Genomic DNA, 19081 nt, shown 5'->3' with positions numbered 1-19081 from the left:
CCAGGAGGACGATCATACTTTTTCGAAATGACTGGCATCTTTCCCCCGCTTTCCGCCACACTAGTCGACAGAAGAATGCATTAAGGATCTCGCATGTCAGACCATGAAAACCTGCTGCTGAAGCTACGCCAGGAGGCTTCCGGGTACAGCCCAACGCAACGAAAACTGGGTGAGTTTGTCCTCAACAATCCTGCCCGGGTGCTTTACCTGACGATCACTGAGCTGGCGCGCGAAAGTCATACCAGCGAGGCCAGCGTGACGCGTCTTTGCCGCACGCTGGGCTGTAAGGGGTACACGGAATTCAAAATGGCACTTGCGCTGGACATTCAGCAGGGTCAGCCAGAGCGTCAGGCCGGGGATGAAATTGATAGCGTAGTGGAAGAGTCTGTACAGGCTCTGCAGGATACCGCCAGACTGCTCGACAGAGCACTGCTGGAAAAGGCGGCACAGGCGCTGCATCAGGCGCAGTCAGTCCAGATTTATGGGGTCGCTGCCAGTGCGATCCTCGGCGAGTATCTGCATTATAAGCTGTTGCGCCTGGGCAAACCTGTGCAGCTCTTCAGCGATATGCACCGTGCAGCCATGAATGCGACCACCCTCTCTAAAGCGTCGCTGGTGGTAGCCATCTCCAGTTCAGGCTCAACGCGGGATTTACTTCACGTCGTAAAACTTGCGCGCAAACGTGGCGTCCCCGTGCTGGCGCTCAGCAATACGCCGCGTAGCCCGCTGGCGTCCCTTAGCGATATGCTACTGGTTGCAGCCAAACCCGAGGGGCCGCTTAGCGCAGGCGCACTCAATGCCAAAGTGGGCGTTATGTTGTTGGTCGAGTTGCTTACCCATTCCCTTATTGCAATAGACGGTCATTACGGCGAGGTCAGCCAACAAACCGCCAGCGCAACGCTTCCGCTGTTGCTGTAGAAAACCTTCGCAGGCTATATATCAATAGCCTGCGAGTTCGTTATTTTAAGTGTACTTAAGCATCCGTTAAATTATTTACCGCATCAATGAATGATGTTACAAAGTATTTTTATAATTACATTTTGACTTAATATCCCCACGACACAGGAAGCGCATTTACAATATATAAATCAGTAAGTTAAAATAAATATCTTGATAAATTGAATTTTCTTCCCTCCTGCAATGTCCAATCTCATCCCCTGAATTCCTTACCTTAAAATAAGCTTAAGAAACGGTAAGGCTGGCCATTTTTTTATTTAAACGCCGTTTACTTTCGCCCGCCTACAATCCGCCTCATCAATCATAATGAGACGGTATCAATGAAAACCTTACTGATTACAGGCGTGACCGGATTTCTGGGTGGTGCAGTACTTGAAAAAATCCTGACCGGCGAAAGCGCCGTAAATTTACTTCTGCTTGCGCGCGCCAGTGACCCGCAAGGTGGGCTGGCGCGAGTGCAGGAGAATATGCGTAAGTTCAACGTGCCTGAGCATGCACTGGCCTCGCTGAGCGTGGAGAATATCCTCATTGGCGATCTCAGCCAGCCGGAAGCCTTCCTGAACGATCCGCGTCTTGAAAAGGTGACGCATGTCGTTAACTGCGCGGCCGTCGCGTCATTTGGCAACAATCCGCTTATCTGGAAGGTGAACGTCGAGGGCACCCTGGCGCTGGCGCGCCGCATGGAACGGGTGTCGACCCTACAGCGCTTCCTGCACGTTGGCACGGCGATGTCCTGCACGCCGGAGCAGGATTCGCTGGTCGCCGAAAGTGCAGAATTCAGAGAGAACGCCGAGCATCTGGTGGAATATACCTATTCGAAATCCACCATTGAACAGCTGATGCGCCAGCACTGTCCTGACCTGCCGCTGCTCATCGCCCGCCCGTCTATCGTCGTCGGCCATACCCGTCACGGCTGCACACCTTCAAGCAGTATTTTCTGGGTCTTTAGCATGGGGTTAATGCTGCAAAAATTCATGTGTTCGATGGAAGACAAAATCGATGTCGTTCCGGTGGATTATTGTGCCGACGCGCTGTTAATGCTGCTTACCAGTGATGCACGTTCAGGGGAAGTGGTACATATTTCTGCCGGGGAAGAGAACAGCGTTCGCTTTGCTGATATTGATAAGGCAATGGCGCAGGCGCTGGAGAAAGCCCCTGTCGGAGATCGATACGCTCAGGTGAGTTACGAAACGCTGGTCAGAATGCGCCGCGAACTGAAGGATATTTTTGGGCCGTGCAACGAGCGCCTGATGCTGAAAGCAATGCGTTTATACGGTGCTTTTGCCACACTCAACGTGCGCTTCAGCAATGATAAGCTGCTTAGCATGGGCATGCCTAAGCCACCCCGCTTTACGGACTATATTGCCCGCTGCGTGCAAACCACTCAGGGGCTGACCATTCCGGAACAAATGGCGGTCGATTTTAAATAGCCAAAAAAAATGCCAGTCTTACGACTGGCATTTTCCTTTTAAGGCTTAGCGATTATGCCTGGCCTTTGATCTCTTTACGACCGTTGTATGGTGCTTTTTCGCCCAGTGCTTCTTCGATACGAATCAGCTGGTTGTATTTAGCAACACGGTCAGAACGGCTCATAGAACCGGTCTTGATCTGGCCAGCCGCGGTACCAACAGCCAGGTCAGCGATGGTAGCGTCTTCAGTTTCGCCAGAACGGTGAGAGATAACAGCGGTGTAGCCAGCGTCTTTCGCCATTTTGATCGCAGCCAGCGTTTCGGTCAGAGAACCGATCTGGTTGAATTTGATCAGGATGGAGTTAACGATGCCTTTCTCGATGCCTTCTTTCAGGATCTTGGTGTTGGTTACGAACAGGTCGTCACCCACCAGCTGGATTTTGTCGCCCAGTACTTTAGTCTGGTATGCGAAGCCATCCCAGTCAGATTCGTCCAGACCGTCTTCGATAGAAACGATTGGGTACTGTTTGGTCAGGTCTTCCAGGAAGTGAGTGAACTCTTCAGAGGTGAACGCTTTGTTGCCTTCGCCAGCCAGAACGTATTTACCGTCTTTGTAGAATTCAGACGCTGCACAGTCCATCGCCAGAGTGATGTCTTTGCCCAGCTCGTAGCCTGCTGCTTTAACCGCTTCAGCGATAACAGCCAGTGCTTCTGCGTTAGAACCCAGGTTTGGCGCATAGCCACCTTCGTCACCAACAGCAGTGTTCATACCTTTAGCTTTCAGAACTTTAGCCAGGTTGTGGAACACTTCAGAACCCATACGTACTGCTTCTTTCAGGGATTTCGCGCCAACTGGCTGAATCATAAATTCCTGAATATCAACGTTGTTGTCTGCGTGCTCACCACCGTTGATGATGTTCATCATCGGTACAGGCATGGAGTATTTGCCTGGAGTGCCGTTCAGTTCAGCGATGTGTTCGAACAGTGGCATACCTTTAGCAGCCGCTGCAGCTTTGGCGTTCGCCAGGGAAACGGCCAGGATTGCGTTAGCACCGAAGTTAGATTTGTTTTCAGTACCGTCCAGATCGATCATGATCTTGTCGATGCCAGCCTGGTCTTTAGCGTCTTTGCCAATGATTGCCTGAGCAATAGGGCCGTTTACGGCGCCAACTGCTTTCAGTACGCCTTTGCCCATGAAACGGGATTTGTCGCCATCGCGCAGTTCCAGCGCTTCGCGGGAACCAGTAGAAGCACCTGACGGAGCAGCTGCCATACCGACGAAACCACCTTCCAGGTGAACTTCGGCTTCAACGGTCGGGTTACCACGGGAGTCGATGATTTCACGACCGATGACTTTAACGATTTTGGACATTAGATTTTCCTCAGTACAAGTTAAACTAAAACTCCAGACAAACAACGCGTACCAGGGGTACGCGTTGCCGTTCTAACTTTTTTTACTTCGCCTGGCGCTTCTGGTAATCGCTGGCGGCTTTCACAAAGCCTGCAAACAGCGGATGCCCGTCACGTGGCGTTGAAGTAAATTCCGGGTGGAACTGGCAGGCGACAAACCACGGATGGTTTGGCACTTCGATGATCTCGACTAACTGATCATCCCCGGAGCGGCCCGCAACACGCAGACCCGCAGCTTCAATTTGTTTCAACAACATGTTGTTGACTTCATAGCGGTGACGATGACGTTCGGTGATAACCGGCTCGCCATACAGCTTGCGAACGACGCTATCGTCGGACAGCTGGCAGGCCTGTGCGCCAAGACGCATCGTGCCACCCAGGTCGCTCTTCTCGGTACGGACTTCGACGTTACCTTCTTCGTCGCGCCATTCAGTGATAAGCGCCACGACAGGGTACTTACAGTCTGGCACAAATTCCGTAGAGTTCGCGTTTTCCATTCCCGCTACGTTGCGCGCAAATTCGATCAGCGCAACCTGCATACCCAGGCAGATACCGAGGTATGGAATATTGTTTTCACGCGCATAGCGTGCGGTGGCGATCTTGCCTTCTACACCACGGTAGCCGAAGCCGCCAGGGATAAGGATTGCATCCAGATCTTTCAGAATTTCAACGCCACGCGTTTCAACATCCTGCGAATCAATCAGCTTGATGTTAACGGAGACGCGGTTCTTCAGACCACCGTGTTTCAGCGCTTCGATAACTGACTTATAGGCATCTGGCAGTTCAATGTACTTGCCAACCATGCCGATAGTCACTTCGCCAGCCGGATTCGCTTCTTCGTAAATAACCTGTTCCCATTCAGACAGGTTAGCTTCCGGACAGTTCAAGCTGAATCGTTTACAAATATAATCGTCCAGGCCCTGTGATTTCAACAGGCCCGGGATTTTATAAATGGAATCGACATCTTTCATTGAAATAACGGCTTTTTCCGGCACGTTACAGAACAATGCAATTTTCGCGCGTTCGTTCGCCGGAACCGCGCGATCGGAACGGCAAACCAGGATGTCTGGCTGAATACCGATGGAGAGCAACTCTTTAACGGAGTGCTGAGTAGGTTTGGTTTTCACTTCACCTGCGGCTGCCATGTAAGGTACCAGCGTCAGGTGCATGAACAGCGCGTTTTCACGGCCAATATCAACCGCCAGCTGACGAATCGCTTCCAGGAATGGCAGGGATTCGATATCACCCACGGTACCGCCGATTTCAACCAGCACCACGTCGTGGCCTTCGCCGCCCGCAATAATGCGTTCTTTGATAGCGTTAGTGATGTGTGGGATAACCTGAACGGTAGCACCAAGATAATCACCACGGCGCTCTTTACGCAGAACGTCGGAGTAGATACGGCCTGTCGTGAAGTTGTTACGACGGGTCATTTTAGTGCGGATGAAACGCTCGTAGTGGCCAAGATCCAGATCGGTTTCAGCGCCGTCTTCAGTAACGAACACTTCCCCGTGTTGGATTGGACTCATGGTACCCGGATCGACGTTGATGTACGGATCCAGTTTCATCATGGTCACATTGAGGCCACGGGCTTCAAGAATGGCTGCGAGGGAGGCTGCGGCAATGCCTTTACCCAGAGAGGATACGACCCCGCCGGTCACAAAAATATAGTTCGTTGTCATGCTGAACCTGAGAAGTTAGGGTGAAACGATGGAATAACCAGGACGGGAAAGTAGTATACCCGAACACGGCGAGCGCCACAAACTTTCATTCTCCGTCTCCTGTCCAGCCAATGACAAACATAAGGAGTGAGAAAATAGCCCCTTTTGGGTAAATGTTTTTGACGCAAATCAAGCGCTTGTCATTTAAAAAATCACACAAATTGCGCTTGATCGCAAAATTTCGTTAGAGATCAGTTTCCTGGCGTTTTACTTCTTGCCAGACTTCTTCCATCGCATCGAGGTCAATTCCGCTCATTTCCAGGCCGCGCGAGGCCACAATCCGCTCAACTTCGCGAAAACGTCGTTCGAACTTAATGTTGGCTTTTTGCAGGGCGGTTTCCGCTTTTACACCCAGATGGCGAGAAAGGTTGACGGTCGCGAACAGCAAATCGCCCATCTCTTCTTCAAGCTTTGCTTCATCTACCACAGCCTGTTGCGCTTCGTGCATCACTTCGTCGATCTCTTCATGCACTTTTTCCAGCACCGGGCCAAGAGACGTCCAGTCAAAGCCAACCGCGGAGCAGCGTTTCTGAATTTTATGCGCCCGCATCAGCGCAGGCAGGTTCAGGGGAATATCATCCAGTGCCGAGTGCTGGGATTTCTCCGCGCGCTCGGCGCTTTTAATCTGTTCCCAGCGCGCCAGTACTTCCGCGCTATCGCCTGCGGTGGCATCGCTAAAGATATGCGGATGACGGCGTTCCAGTTTGTCGCTGATGGCAGCGCAGATGTCGTCGAAGTTAAAACGCCCCTCTTCCTGCGCCATTTGCGCATAGAACACCACCTGGAACAGCAGGTCACCCAGCTCACCACGCAGGTCGTCAAAATCCTCGCGTGAAATGGCGTCCAGCACTTCATAGGTCTCTTCGAGGGTGTACGGGGCGATGGTGGCGAAAGTCTGCTCTTTGTCCCACGGGCAGCCGTTTTCCGGATCGCGCAGGCGTTTCATGATGCCAAGCAGGCGGTCAATTTGGGTCATAATTCTGTCCTGATTAAAAATAAATGCCGGGTAAAGGCCACGCCTTACCCGGCTTACAGAAAGGTGGGCTTACCCGCCGTGCAGACGACGTGCGTCAATCACATCCGGGACCTGGTTCAGTTTGCCAAGCACGCGGCCCAGCACCTGCAGGTTGTAGATTTCGATGGTCATATCGATGGTGGCAAGCTGCTCGCGCGTATCGCTGCGGCTGGCCACGCCCAGCACGTTGACCTTCTCGTTCGCGAGAATGGTCGTAATATCGCGCAGCAGGCCGCTGCGGTCGTTTGCGGTGACGCGAACCACCAGCGAGTACCCCGCCGAGTAGCTCTCGCCCCAGACTGCTTCCACAATACGTTCCGGTGCATGCGACTGCAGCTCGGCAAGCTGGTCGCAGTCTGAACGGTGAATGGAAATCCCGCGTCCCTGAGTGATAAAGCCAACGATATCATCACCCGGGATTGGCTGGCAGCAGCGGGCAATGTGGTGCATCAGATTACCCACCCCTTCCACCACAACGCGGCCATTGTCTTTGCTGCGCTGTTGTGGCGCATAGGTTTTCTGCTGCAGCTGCTTCAGCGCCGCCGCATCCTGCTCCGCCGCGCTTGGCTTGTTGAACTGCGCCTGCAGGAAGTTCACCATCTGATTAAGACGGATATCACCGCCGCCAATCGCCGCCAGCAGTTCATCCAGCTCGTTGAAGTTGTAGCGCGGCAGCAGGAATTTCTCGGCCTCTTTCAGGCTTATGCCGATATGTTCCAGCTCGTCGTCGAGGATCTGGCGACCGGCAAGAATGTTCTTGTCACGATCCTGCTTACGGAACCAGGCGTGAATTTTTGAGCGCCCGCGGCTGGTGGTGACATAGCCCAGGTTCGGGTTAAGCCAGTCACGGCTCGGGTTAGGCTGCTTCTGCGTGATGATTTCAATCTGGTCGCCCATCTGCAGCTGATAGGTAAACGGTACGATACGCCCGCCGATTTTCGCCCCGATGCAGCGGTGCCCCACATCACTGTGGATGTGATAGGCAAAGTCCAGCGGCGTGGAGCCTGCTGGCAGGTCGACCACGTCACCTTTCGGCGTAAAGACGTAGACCCGGTCGTCAAAGACCTGGCTTCGCACTTCATCCAGCATTTCGCCGGAATCCGCCATCTCTTCCTGCCACGCAATCAGCTTACGCAGCCAGGCAATGCGGTCTTCATGACCAGAGCGCACGCCACCTGACGTCCCCTCTTTGTATTTCCAGTGCGCCGCGACGCCAAGCTCAGCGTCCTCGTGCATCTGTTTGGTACGAATTTGAATCTCGACCGTTTTGCCGCCAGGCCCCAGCACCACGGTATGGATAGACTGATAGCCGTTAGGTTTCGGGTTCGCAACATAGTCATCGAACTCATCCGGAAGATGGCGGAAGTGAGTATGTACTATCCCTAACGCGGCGTAGCAATCCTGCAGACGCTCCGCAACGATGCGCACGGCGCGCACGTCAAACAGCTCATCAAAGGCGAGATGTTTCTTCTGCATTTTGCGCCAGATGCTGTAGATGTGCTTGGGTCGACCATAGACTTCGGCCCGCACATTCTCTTCTTTCATTGACTGGCGCAATCCGCTGACGAACTCCTCAATATAGTGCTCGCGGTCAATGCGGCGCTCGTGCAGGAGTTTTGCAATCCGCTTATATTCTGCCGGGTGCAGGTAGCGGAAGCAGTAATCCTCCAGCTCCCATTTCAGTTGACCAATCCCTAAGCGGTTCGCCAGCGGTGCATAGATGTTCGTACACTCTTTCGCGGCCAGTACGCGCTCGTCTTCCGGCGCATCTTTTACTTCGCGCAGGTGGGCAACGCGTTCAGCGAGCTTGATGACCACGCAGCGGAAATCGTCCACCATGGCCAGCAGCATCCGGCGAACGTTATCAACTTGCTCTGAGGAGACGGAATCGGTATGTGCGGCTTTGAGCTGGCGGATTGCCGCCATATCCCGTACGCCGTGGATCAACGCCACGACGGATTGCCCGACGCTGTCGCGCAGCACGTCTTCAGTGACGACATCCGCATCGGCAAGAGGGAACAAAAGCGCGGCCTGCAGCGTTTCGATATCCATGTTCAGCATGGATAAGATTTCAACCATCTCCACGCCGCGCCACAATAACAGTTCGGCGTCAGGATGCCCCAGAGTGGTGCGCTGACAGTAGGCCCAGGTTTCGGTTAAGCGTTCACACGACTGCTGGCTGGAAATCCCCAGACTTGCTATCCATTTTTGTGGGTCAAACTCCCCAGCTTTATTAAGATGTGCACTTCTTACCGCAACCATTGTCCTCTCCTTTAGGGACCAGGGCCTGTCGAAGTCGACAAGCCAAACTAATTAGATGTGCTCAAACAACACCATCGATTCCAGATGCCCAGTGTGCGGGAACATGTCCAGCATTGCCAGACGCTGAATCTGGTAACCCGCACGGATTAATGCCTCACTGTCTCGGGCAAGCGTTGCCGGGTTACAGGAAACATAGACCACGCGCCTGGGCGCGAGTTTAATTATATGTTGCATTACACCCGGTGCACCTGCGCGCGCCGGGTCGAGAAGAATTTTGTCAAACCCCTGCACCGCCCACGGCTGCTGCGTCACATCTTCCTCAAGATTTTGGTGAAAGAATGTCACATTTTGCAAGCCGTTCTGTCGTGCGTTCTCCTGCCCTTTAGCCACCAGCGCCTCAACGCCTTCGACGCCCACAACGCTTGCCGCCTGCCGGGCCAAAGGCAGCGTGAAATTGCCCATTCCGCAGAACAGGTCAAGTACCCGATCGCTCTTCTGCACATCGAGCCATATCAGCGCTTTCTCAATCATTTGCTGATTGACGCCATCATTTACCTGAATGAAATCGCGCGGACTGAACGTTAAGCGTAGCCCGTTTGACGCATACCAGGGCGCTTCACCTGTCAGTTGCTCAAGTATCTCGCTTTGGGGGGCAAGGAAAAGCGCCAGCTCGTGGGAATGCGAAAAGCGTTCCAGTTTTTCGCGATCTTTTTTCGACAGCGGCGCGGTGTGGCGCAGCACCATCAGCGGGCCATTGTTGGCCATGACCAGTTCGACGTGCCCGAGGTGACGAACGCCGTCCAGTCCGCAGAGGCAGGCGTGCACGTCAGGAAGCAATGCCTCAAGACGGGGCACCAAAATGGGGCACTGCCTGATATCGACGATATCGCTGGAGCTGGCTTTGCGAAACCCCATCTCCAGCCGCTCAGTTTTTGGCTGATAGTTCAGGCTCAAACGCGCGCGACGACGATAGCCCCAGGGCTGGTCGGCGATGATCTCGTTGACGTCGTGCTTAAGCAGGCGGGCCAGGGCGCTGCTTTTACTTTTTTGCTGTAATTCTGTGCTGACATGCTGTTGCTGACAGCCACCGCAGACGCCAAAATGCGGGCAGCGAGGCTTCACGCGGTCCGGGCTATCGTTATGACGCTGCTTAACCTGCCCGCGTGCAAACTGGCGTTTATCTTCCGTCAGCGTAATTTCTGCTCGTTCTGTTGGCAGTAAACCTGTTATAAACAGTGTCTTACCATTGTGACGCGCAACCCCCTGGCCAAAGGGATCGAGGTCAGTGGCTTCAACAGTTATGATCTGACGCGTCGTCACGCGTCGCTTTGCAGAGTAGAATTGCGCCATCGCCGAGATTTTTCTCACATAAACATAATTATCCTAATTGTCCCATAACGGAACGCCATGACCAACTACAGCCTGCGCGCGCGCATGATGATTTTGATCCTCGCCCCCACCGTTCTCATCGGTTTGCTGCTGAGTATCTTTTTTGTGGTGCACCGCTATAACGATTTGCAGCGGCAACTGGAAGATGCCGGTGCCAGCATTATCGAACCGCTGGCCGTCTCCAGTGAGTATGGGATGAACCTGCAAAACCGCGAATCGATAGGTCAGTTAATCAGCGTGCTGCACCGCCGTCATTCGGATATCGTGCGTGCCATCTCCGTTTACGACGAGCATAACCGCCTCTTTGTCACCTCGAATTTTCATCTGGATCCAGCGGCCCTGAAAATTCCTGACGGTACGCCCTTCCCGCGCCACCTCACCGTGCTGCGACGCGGCGATATCATGATCCTGCGCACCCCGATTATTTCGGAAAGCTATTCACCCGATGAATCCGCCCAGTCTGACGCCAAATCCAGCGACAATATGCTCGGATATGTGGCGCTGGAGCTGGATCTCAAGTCGGTGCGTCTGCAGCAGTACAAAGAAATTTTCATCTCCGGCGTTATGATGCTGTTCTGTATCGGGATTGCACTTATCTTCGGCTGGCGCCTGATGCGTGACGTGACGGGGCCCATTCGCAACATGGTTAACACCGTCGACCGCATTCGCCGGGGCCAGCTCGACAGCCGGGTGGAAGGGTTTATGCTGGGCGAGCTCGATATGCTCAAAAACGGCATTAACTCGATGGCGATGTCGCTGGCAGCGTATCACGAAGAGATGCAGCACAATGTCGACCAGGCGACCTCTGACCTGCGCGAAACCCTGGAGCAGATGGAGATTCAGAACGTTGAGCTGGATCTGGCGAAAAAACGCGCGCAGGAAGCCGCACGTATCAAATCCGAGTTCCTCGCGAATATGTCCCACGAGCTGCGTACGCCGCTCAATGGCGTGATTGGCTTTACCCGTCTGACGCTAAAAAGCGAGCTGAACCCAACCCAGCGCGATCATCTGCACACCATTGAGCGCTCGGCCAACAACCTGCTGGCGATCATCAACGACGTGCTGGACTTCTCCAAGCTGGAAGCCGGCAAGCTGATCCTGGAGAGCATCCCGTTCCCGCTGCGCAGCACGCTCGATGAAGTGGTGACGCTGCTCGCACACTCGTCGCACGATAAAGGCCTGGAGCTGACGCTCAACATTAAAAATGACGTGCCGGACAACGTCATTGGCGACCCGCTGCGCCTGCAGCAGGTGATTACAAACCTTGTCGGTAACGCCATCAAATTCACCGAAAGCGGCAACATTGATATTCTGGTGGAAAAGCGCTCCATCAGTAATAACAAGGTTCAGATTGAAGTTCAGATCCGCGATACCGGCATCGGTATTCCGGAGCGGGATCAGTCCCGTCTGTTCCAGGCGTTTCGTCAGGCCGATGCAAGCATTTCCAGACGTCATGGCGGCACGGGGCTGGGGCTGGTTATCACACAGAAACTGGTTAAGGAGATGGGGGGAGATATCTCTTTCCACAGCCAGCCAAACCGGGGCTCCACGTTCTGGTTCCATATCAATCTGGACCTTAACCCGAACGTGCTGACCGACGGTCCGGTAACCAATTGCCTGAAAGGAATGCGCCTTGCCTACGTTGAGCCGAACGCCGCAGCGGCGCAGTGTACGCTTGATATCTTAAGCACCACGCCGCTGGAGGTGATCTACAGCCCTACCTTCTCAGCGCTTGCCGTGGAGCATTACGACATCCTGCTGTTGGGGGTCCCGGTCACCTTTACCGGCGAGCTCACCATGCAACAGGAACGGCTGGCGAAAGCCGCATCGATGACCGACTACCTGCTGCTGGCCCTGCCGTGTCATGCCCAGATCAATGCAGAAGAGTTAAAAAATGACGGGGCCGCCGCCTGCCTGCTTAAGCCACTTACCGCGACCCGCCTGCTGCCAGCACTGACGGAATACTGTCGTCTGAGCCAGCACGCCCTGCCGCTGATTGACGATGAACAAAAATTGCCGATGAGCGTAATGGCGGTGGATGATAATCCGGCCAACCTGAAGCTGATTGGCGTGTTGCTTGAAGATCAGGTTCAGCACGTAGAGCTGTGTACCAGCGGTGCGCAGGCGGTTGAGCATGCGAAACAGATGCAGTTCGATTTAATTCTGATGGATATTCAAATGCCCGGCATGGATGGCATTCGTGCCTGCGAGCTGATCCGTCAGCTCCCGCATCAGCAGCAAACGCCGGTGATTGCGGTCACCGCCCACGCGATGGCCGGTCAGAAAGAGAAGCTGCTGAGCGCCGGAATGAATGATTATCTGGCCAAACCTATCGACGAAGAGAAGCTGCACAGCCTGCTGTTACGCTATAAGCCGGGGCATATCGGCGGAACGTACACGGTATCGTCCGAACCGGTGGAAATCAGCGTCAATCAAAACGCCACCTTTGACTGGCAGCTTGCGCTGCGCCAGGCGGCGGGTAAGCCTGATTTGGCCCGCGATATGCTGCAAATGCTGGTCGCGTTTCTGCCGGAAATTCGTAATAAGGTCGAAGAGCAGCTGGTGGGTGAAAACCCGGAAGATCTGCTGGAAGCCATTCATAAGCTGCACGGTAGCTGCGGCTACAGCGGTGTGCCGCGGCTGAAGAATCTCTGCCAGCTGCTGGAGCAACAGCTTCGCGCGGGCACGCCGGAAACAGATCTTGAACCGGAATTTCTGGAGCTGCTGGACGAGATGGATAATGTGACGCGGGAAGCCATGAAGGTGTTAGGTAACTAGCGTTGCCCTCTCCCGCCGGGAGAGGGCAAACAGGATTGCCCGCCGTTCAGAGCCTGAACGCCTGCCCCACTTTCAGCACTGCAGCGATATTGCGTGCGGCCATCCGCACATTGTCGCTGGCATTTTCCAGCGCGTCCTCCAGCGAACAGATGGTATAAATCACGCTGAATACCGCGTCGATGCCGTGATTATGTACCACCCCGACATCCGCCGTCAGGCTACCCGCAATACCGATGACCGGTTTATTAAAGCGTTTAGCCACCTTCGCGACGCCCACCGGCACTTTGCCGTGGATCGTCTGGCTGTCAATGCGCCCTTCTCCCGTAATCACCAGATCGGCGTTAGCCACCTGCTCTGCCAGATGCAGCGCATCGGTGACAATCTCAATCCCCTGACGAAGCTGCGCACCGCAGAAAGCGTAGAGTGCCGCCCCCATCCCACCCGCCGCACCGCCGCCGGCAAGGTTGATGACGTCGATATCCAGATCCCGGGCAATGACCTGCGCGTAATGCGCCAGGGCGTTATCCAGGGTCACAATCATCTCCGGCGTGGCGCCTTTTTGCGGGCCAAAGACCGCGGATGCCCCTTCGTCGCCGGTGAGCGGATTAGTGACGTCACAGGCGACTTCAATCCGGCACTCCGCCAGACGGTTATCCAGCCCGCTCAGGTCGATACGGGCCAGTTTTGCCAGCTCGCCGCCCCCCTGTCCAAGGGGCTGCTCGTTGGTATCCAGCAGCTTTACCCCCAGCGCCTGCACCATGCCGGCACCACCGTCATTGGTGGCACTGCCGCCAATGCCAATAATAATATGCTTAACGCCCGCATCCAGCGCGTGCCGGATAAGCTCGCCGGTCCCCCAGGAGGTGGTAAGAAGGGGATTGCGTTGCGAAGGCGCGACCAGCTCCAGACCGCTTGCCGCCGCCATTTCAATAAACGCGCTCTGTTCGTCACCGGAGATGCCATAGAACCCGTCCACAGGCTCACCCAGCGGGCCTGAGACAGAGGCATGGACAATGCGCCCCTGCGTCGCCGCCACCATAGCTTCTACGGTACCTTCTCCACCATCGGCGACCGGCAATTTCACAAAGTCAGCCGCGGGGAAAATCTCGCGAAAACCCTGCTCAATCGCGGTGGCTACCTCAAGGGCACTCAGGCTTTCCTTATACGAATCCGGTGCGATAACAATCTTCATAAGCCATCCTTACGCATAGTCATTACGTTAAGCATACACCACGTAAACGACCGCCCATGGGAGCGGTCCCAATGCGTTTATCGTACCATGCACGGGCGTTTATTGTCGAATTTCCAGTCAGGTATCAAATATTGCATGGCCATCGCATCGTCGCGTGCCCCCAGACCATGTTTTTGATACAGCTCGTGGGCTTTCATCACCTGATCCATATCCAGCTCAATGCCCAGACCCGGCGTGGTTGGCACCTGCACCATGCCTCCTTTGATCTCAAACGGCTCTCTGGTCAGTCGCTGATTTCCTTCCTGCCAGATCCAGTGGGTATCGATAGCGGTGATCGTGCCCGGTGCAGCAGCGGCCACGTGGGTGAACATTGCCAGCGAGACATCAAAGTGGTTATTGGAGTGCGAGCCCCAGGTCAGGCCAAATTCATGACACATCTGTGCCACACGCACCGACCCCTGCATCGTCCAGAAGTGGGGGTCTGCCAGCGGAATATCGACAGACTGTAACGACAGGGTGTGCCCCATCTGACGCCAGTCGGTGGCAATCATATTGGTCGCAGTGGGTAAACCGGTGGCACGACGGAATTCCGCCATCACTTCACGGCCCGAGAAGCCCTGCTCAGCCCCGCACGGATCTTCCGCGTACGCCAGCACGCCTTTCAGTTGTTTACCAATGCGGATAGCTTCATCCAGAGACCAGGCACCGTTCGGGTCGAGCGTGACGCGCGCCTGCGGGAAACGTTTTGCCAGTGCGGTAATGGCTTCCGCCTCCTGTTCACCCGCAAGCACGCCGCCCTTCAGTTTGAAATCGTTAAAGCCATATTTTTCGTACGCGGCTTCCGCCAGGCGCACCACCGCATCCGGGGTCATCGCTTCTTCGTGGCGGAGTCGGTACCAGTCACATTGTTCATCCGCCTGGTTCTGGTACGGCAGCGGCGTCAGCGTACGGTCACCAACGAAGAACAGATAGCCCAGCATTTCCACTTCACTGCGCTGCTGGCCTTCGCCCAGCAGCGACGCAACGTTAACGCCCAGGTGTTGGCCCAGCAGATCCAGCATCGCGGCTTCGATACCGGTGACCACGTGAATGGTGGTTCGCAGGTCGAAGGTTTGCAGACCACGACCGCCGGCATCACGGTCAGCGAAGGTGCTTCGCACGGTATTGAGGATATTTTTATATTCGCCCAGCGTTTTTCCCACCACCAGCGGAGCGGCCTCTTCCAGCGTTTTGCGGATCTTCTCACCACCGGGGATTTCACCGACGCCGGTATGCCCGGAGTTATCGTTGATAATGACAATATTGCGGGTGAAAAACGGCGCATGCGCTCCGCTCAGGTTCATCAACATGCTGTCATGGCCGGCGACCGGAATGATCTGCATGGAAGTGACTACAGGGGTAGTAAAAGTACTCATCGTTCAATCCTTTTATCAGTGACGTCCAAAAACAGGGCGCTTACGATCAAATGTCCAGCCGGGGTTCAGGTACTGCATCGGCCCCGCGTCGTTACGCGCGCCGCCTGGCAGTTTTTTATACGCCTCATGCGCGTGATGAACCTGATCCCAGTCAAGCTCAACGCCCAGCCCCGGTGCATCTGGTACGGCAATCTTGCCATTTTTGATTACCAGCGGTTCTTTCGTCAGGCGGGCTTCTCCCTCCTGCCAAATCCAGTGGGTATCAATGGCGGTCGGGTTGCCCGGAGCCGCCGCGCCAACGTGCGTAAACATCGCCAGCGAAATGTCGAAATGGTTGTTGGAGTGACAACCCCAGGTCAGTCCCCAGTCGTCGCAGAGCTGTGCGACGCGAACGGCACCTGAGAGTGTCCAGAAATGCGGGTCCGCCAGCGGAATATCGACCGCGTTCAGCATCACCGCGTGGCCCATTTCACGCCAGTTGGTGGCGATCATATTAGTGGCCACCGGTAGACCGGTGGCACGCCGGAATTCCGCCATCACTTCACGACCGGAGAAGCCCTGCTCGGCCCCGCACGGGTCCTCCGCGTAGGTCAACACGTCGTCCAGCCCTTTGCATAAGGCAATGGCCTCATCCAGCAGCCATGCACCGTTCGGATCCACCGTGATGCGCGCATCCGGGAAGCGTTTTTTGAGCGCGCGGGCAGTTTCAATCTCCTGCTCGCCGGGCAATACGCCGCCTTTCAGCTTGAAATCTTTAAATCCGTAGCGATCCTGCGCGGCTTCCGCCAGCCGAACCACCGCCTCACCGGAAAGTGCCTCCTGGTGACGCAGGTGATACCACTCGTGGTCGCCAGGGGAATGCGCCAGATAAGGCAGGTCGGTTTTGTTGCGATCGCCAACATAAAACAGATAACCGAGCACCGTCACCGCGTCGCGCTGTTTTCCTGGCCCCAGCAGTTCGCAGACCGGAACCTTCAGCGCCTTACCCAGTAAATCAAGCAGCGCAGCCTCCAGCGCGGCGACAGCGTTGACGCGCAGTTCGAACGTCCAGGCGCCTTTGCCGAACGTGTCAAAGTCTGCCGACTGATTGCCCTTGTGCACCCGCTGCACCACGTTATTGAGGCGAGCTACCTCTTTCCCGACGACCAGCGGAATGGCGTCTACCAGCGTCTGGTGGATAACCTCGCCACCCGGCGCTTCCCCAACGCCGGTGTGGCCCGCGGAGTCCGTCAGCACCACGATATTACGGGTAAACCAGGCGTTATGTGCGCCACCGATGTTGAGCAGCATACTGTCCTGTCCGGCCACCGGTATGACCTTCATGTCGGTAATCACCGGGCTTGATTGAGTCGTCATCAGCCGCGCTCCACTACAGGTTTAAGTTCCACGCGCTTGATATCACCCACCAGAACCAGGTAGCTCAGGACCGCCACCAGCGCGTGTACGCCAACGTAAATCAGCGCGCCGTTGAAGGAGCCGGTGGTTCCCACGATGTAGCCGATGGCAATGGGGGTCACAATCCCGGAGATGTTGCCAAACATGTTGAACAGTCCACCGCTCAGGCCGCTGATCTCTTTCGGTGCGGTATCCGCCATGACCGCCCAGCCGAGGGCACCGATCCCTTTACCGAAGAAGGCCATCGCCATAAAGCCAATAATCATCCACTCAGCGCTGACATAGTTACAGAACACCATGGTCATGGAGAGCAGCATGCCGAGCACAATCGGCGTTTTACGCGCGATATTCAAAGAGCCTGTACGGCGCATCAGCCAGTCGGAAATCACGCCCCCCAGCACACCCCCTACAAAACCGCAGATAGCCGGGACTGACGCCACAAAGCCCGCTTTCAGGATCGACATCCCGCGCGCCTGCACCAGGTAAACCGGGAACCAGGTGATGAAGAAGTAGGTTAAGGCGTTAATGCAATACTGGCCCAGATAGATGCCGATCATCATGCGCGAGCCGACGAGCTGTTTGATCTGCGCCCATTTCTGGCTGAACGGTACTTTTGCTTTTGCCGATTTCTGATCCATGTTGATCAGCGCCCCGCCTTCAGCAATGTACTCCAGCTCTTTTTTATTCACGCCGGGATGCTGGTTCGGTTCGTGGATCACTTTCAGCCAGACGAAGCTAATGATGATCCCAAGCCCACCCATAAAGAAGAAGACATGTGACCAGCCCACTTCATGCGTCAGCCAGCCCATAATGGGTGCAAAGATCACCGTCGCAAAGTATTGCGCAGAGTTAAAAATTGCTACCGCCGTTCCCCTCTCCTGCGCCGGGAACCACGCCGCCACAATACGGCTGTTACCGGGGAAGGAAGGTGCTTCGGCTAAGCCCACCAGGAAGCGCAGGGTGAAGAGCGCAACGATGATGCCAAATCCGTTGAACACATCGACGAAGCCCTGCAACAGGGTAAATGCCGACCAGATGAAGATGGACCAGAAATAGACGCGTTTGGAGCCAAAACGATCAAGCAGCCAGCCGCCAGGAATTTGGCCGATAACGTAGGCCCATGAAAATGCGGAGAAAACGTAGCCCATGCCAACCGGATCAAGACCGATGTCTTTTGCCATTTCAGAACCGGCAATCGACAGCGTGGCACGGTCACCATAGTTAAAGGATGTGACGATAAACAGCATCACCACTATCCAGTAGCGCGCATTTGTGCGCTTCTCAGCGCTGCTCGCCGCGTGGCTTAATGTACTCATTGTTGCACTCCTGAATCCAGGCTCTCGCCAGTTCATTCTGTACAGCACCGGTAGGGTAACCAGAATGAGGGTTAGTATTTGGCAGTTTTGGTACGGCTTGATGCCGTTTTATAGTGCGCACTGCCTTTTTGATGACTGACCGGAAAAGTATAGGGAGAAGTGCCTCTGTCCCTCACCGTGCATGAACACAACATTGAGGGGTCAATAAGAAGTTGTTTGGGGCATAAGCCCAAAGCAGTGGAAGGTAGTTCACGGAATTCGCCGGAAGGCGGGAGAAAAGCAAAACGGTAACCGACGTTACCGTTTTGTGTTTGCGCTCGCGCCACGTGGGCGCGGGGGCCCGGGTATGCGAAGGGCTGCCCGGCCAGAGGGTTATTTAAGCAGCGTTGCCCAGTGTTCAACCCACGGGTTCGATTCACTCTCTGGCTCAGGGTGTTCACCGGCATCAATCAGCAGCATCTCACCGACGCGTTGCGCGCTCTGTTCCTGCAAAAGCGCATCGAACAGCTTACCACCGCCGCAGAAATTGGCGTAAGAACTGTCGCCCAGAGCAATGATGCCGTAGTGAACATCCGGCTGATAGCCAAGCTGATCCTTGATTGCCTGGAAAAGCGGCACGATGCTGTCCGGCAGATCGCCCTGCCCGGTAGTGGAGGTAACCACCAGAATGTATTTATCTTTGTACTTTTCCCAGTCTGCCAGTTCCGGGTCTTCATAGACCGTGGCTTTATGGCCCTGACCTGCGAGTATCGCCTCAGCCTCTTCTGCTACCAGCAGCGAGTTGCCGTACATTGTGCCGACAAAAATGCCCACTTCAGCCAT

At 55.1% G+C, this 19081-nt stretch carries 13 protein-coding genes; 3 read left to right on the top strand and 10 right to left on the bottom strand.

Translation table 11 applies throughout. From position 1 onward, the window contains the following. Positions 1-93 precede the first annotated feature (93 nt). The gene (locus AAIR21_RS17195) at positions 94-918 is read left to right on the top strand and encodes a MurR/RpiR family transcriptional regulator (protein WP_047743534.1); all 825 of its coding nucleotides are present in this window, start codon (positions 94-96) and stop codon (positions 916-918) included. A 359-nt stretch (positions 919-1277) separates the two neighbouring features. After that, positions 1278-2387, top strand: coding sequence for an SDR family oxidoreductase (locus tag AAIR21_RS17190; RefSeq protein ID WP_108647868.1), 1110 nt, complete (start codon positions 1278-1280; stop codon positions 2385-2387). Positions 2388-2439: 52 nt separating this feature from the next. Here AAIR21_RS17190 and eno read toward each other — a convergent pair whose 3' ends face one another. The 5 genes from eno to rlmD all read right to left on the bottom strand — a co-directional run bounded on the left by eno (position 2440) and on the right by rlmD (position 10124). Continuing rightward, positions 2440-3738 (bottom strand): phosphopyruvate hydratase, encoded by a 1299-nt coding sequence (eno, locus tag AAIR21_RS17185; protein WP_014885045.1) that lies wholly within the window; start codon positions 3736-3738, stop codon positions 2440-2442. Between the two features lie 82 nt (positions 3739-3820). Beyond that, positions 3821-5458: a glutamine hydrolyzing CTP synthase gene (pyrG, locus tag AAIR21_RS17180; protein WP_014171412.1), complete on the bottom strand. Its 1638-nt coding sequence runs from the start codon at positions 5456-5458 to the stop codon at positions 3821-3823. 223 nt (positions 5459-5681) lie between these two features. Continuing rightward, on the bottom strand, positions 5682-6473 hold the full coding sequence (gene mazG / locus AAIR21_RS17175) for a nucleoside triphosphate pyrophosphohydrolase (RefSeq protein WP_032680388.1): 792 nt from the start codon (positions 6471-6473) through the stop codon (positions 5682-5684). Between the two features lie 69 nt (positions 6474-6542). Further along, the gene (gene relA / locus AAIR21_RS17170) at positions 6543-8774 is read right to left on the bottom strand and encodes a GTP diphosphokinase (RefSeq protein WP_014171414.1); all 2232 of its coding nucleotides are present in this window, start codon (positions 8772-8774) and stop codon (positions 6543-6545) included. Between the two features lie 51 nt (positions 8775-8825). Further along, positions 8826-10124 (bottom strand): 23S rRNA (uracil(1939)-C(5))-methyltransferase RlmD, encoded by a 1299-nt coding sequence (gene rlmD, locus AAIR21_RS17165; RefSeq protein ID WP_434681667.1) that lies wholly within the window; start codon positions 10122-10124, stop codon positions 8826-8828. Positions 10125-10181: 57 nt separating this feature from the next. Between rlmD and barA the strand changes: the two genes are divergently transcribed. After that, a complete protein-coding gene (gene barA / locus AAIR21_RS17160; RefSeq protein WP_032678874.1) occupies positions 10182-12941 on the top strand; it encodes a two-component sensor histidine kinase BarA in 2760 nt (919 codons plus the stop codon). Positions 12942-12987: 46 nt separating this feature from the next. Here barA and AAIR21_RS17155 read toward each other — a convergent pair whose 3' ends face one another. From AAIR21_RS17155 to AAIR21_RS17135, 5 genes are all read right to left on the bottom strand, one after another. After that, positions 12988-14133, bottom strand: a complete 1146-nt coding sequence (locus tag AAIR21_RS17155) for a glycerate kinase (protein ID WP_025203356.1) — start codon at positions 14131-14133, stop codon at positions 12988-12990. 77 nt (positions 14134-14210) lie between these two features. After that, positions 14211-15548, bottom strand: a complete 1338-nt coding sequence (gene gudD, locus AAIR21_RS17150) for a glucarate dehydratase (protein ID WP_150342940.1) — start codon at positions 15546-15548, stop codon at positions 14211-14213. A gap of 15 nt (positions 15549-15563) precedes the next feature. After that, positions 15564-16904 carry an enolase C-terminal domain-like protein gene (locus AAIR21_RS17145; RefSeq protein WP_183516683.1) on the bottom strand — a complete coding sequence of 447 codons (1341 nt, stop codon included), beginning with the start codon at positions 16902-16904 and terminating at the stop codon, positions 15564-15566. Then, on the bottom strand, positions 16904-18259 hold the full coding sequence (locus AAIR21_RS17140) for an MFS transporter (protein WP_020883799.1): 1356 nt from the start codon (positions 18257-18259) through the stop codon (positions 16904-16906). The genes AAIR21_RS17145 and AAIR21_RS17140 overlap by 1 nt, the downstream gene beginning before the upstream one ends. A gap of 372 nt (positions 18260-18631) precedes the next feature. Beyond that, complete coding sequence (locus AAIR21_RS17135; RefSeq protein ID WP_185791298.1) at positions 18632-19081, bottom strand: flavodoxin; 450 nt, start codon at positions 19079-19081, stop codon at positions 18632-18634.

The organism is Enterobacter sp. PTB (assembly GCF_051130085.1).
GTDB lineage: Bacteria > Pseudomonadota > Gammaproteobacteria > Enterobacterales > Enterobacteriaceae > Enterobacter > Enterobacter ludwigii.
The sequence above is the reverse complement of the archived record's forward strand: the minus strand, read 5'-3'. Positions and strand labels throughout refer to the sequence as shown.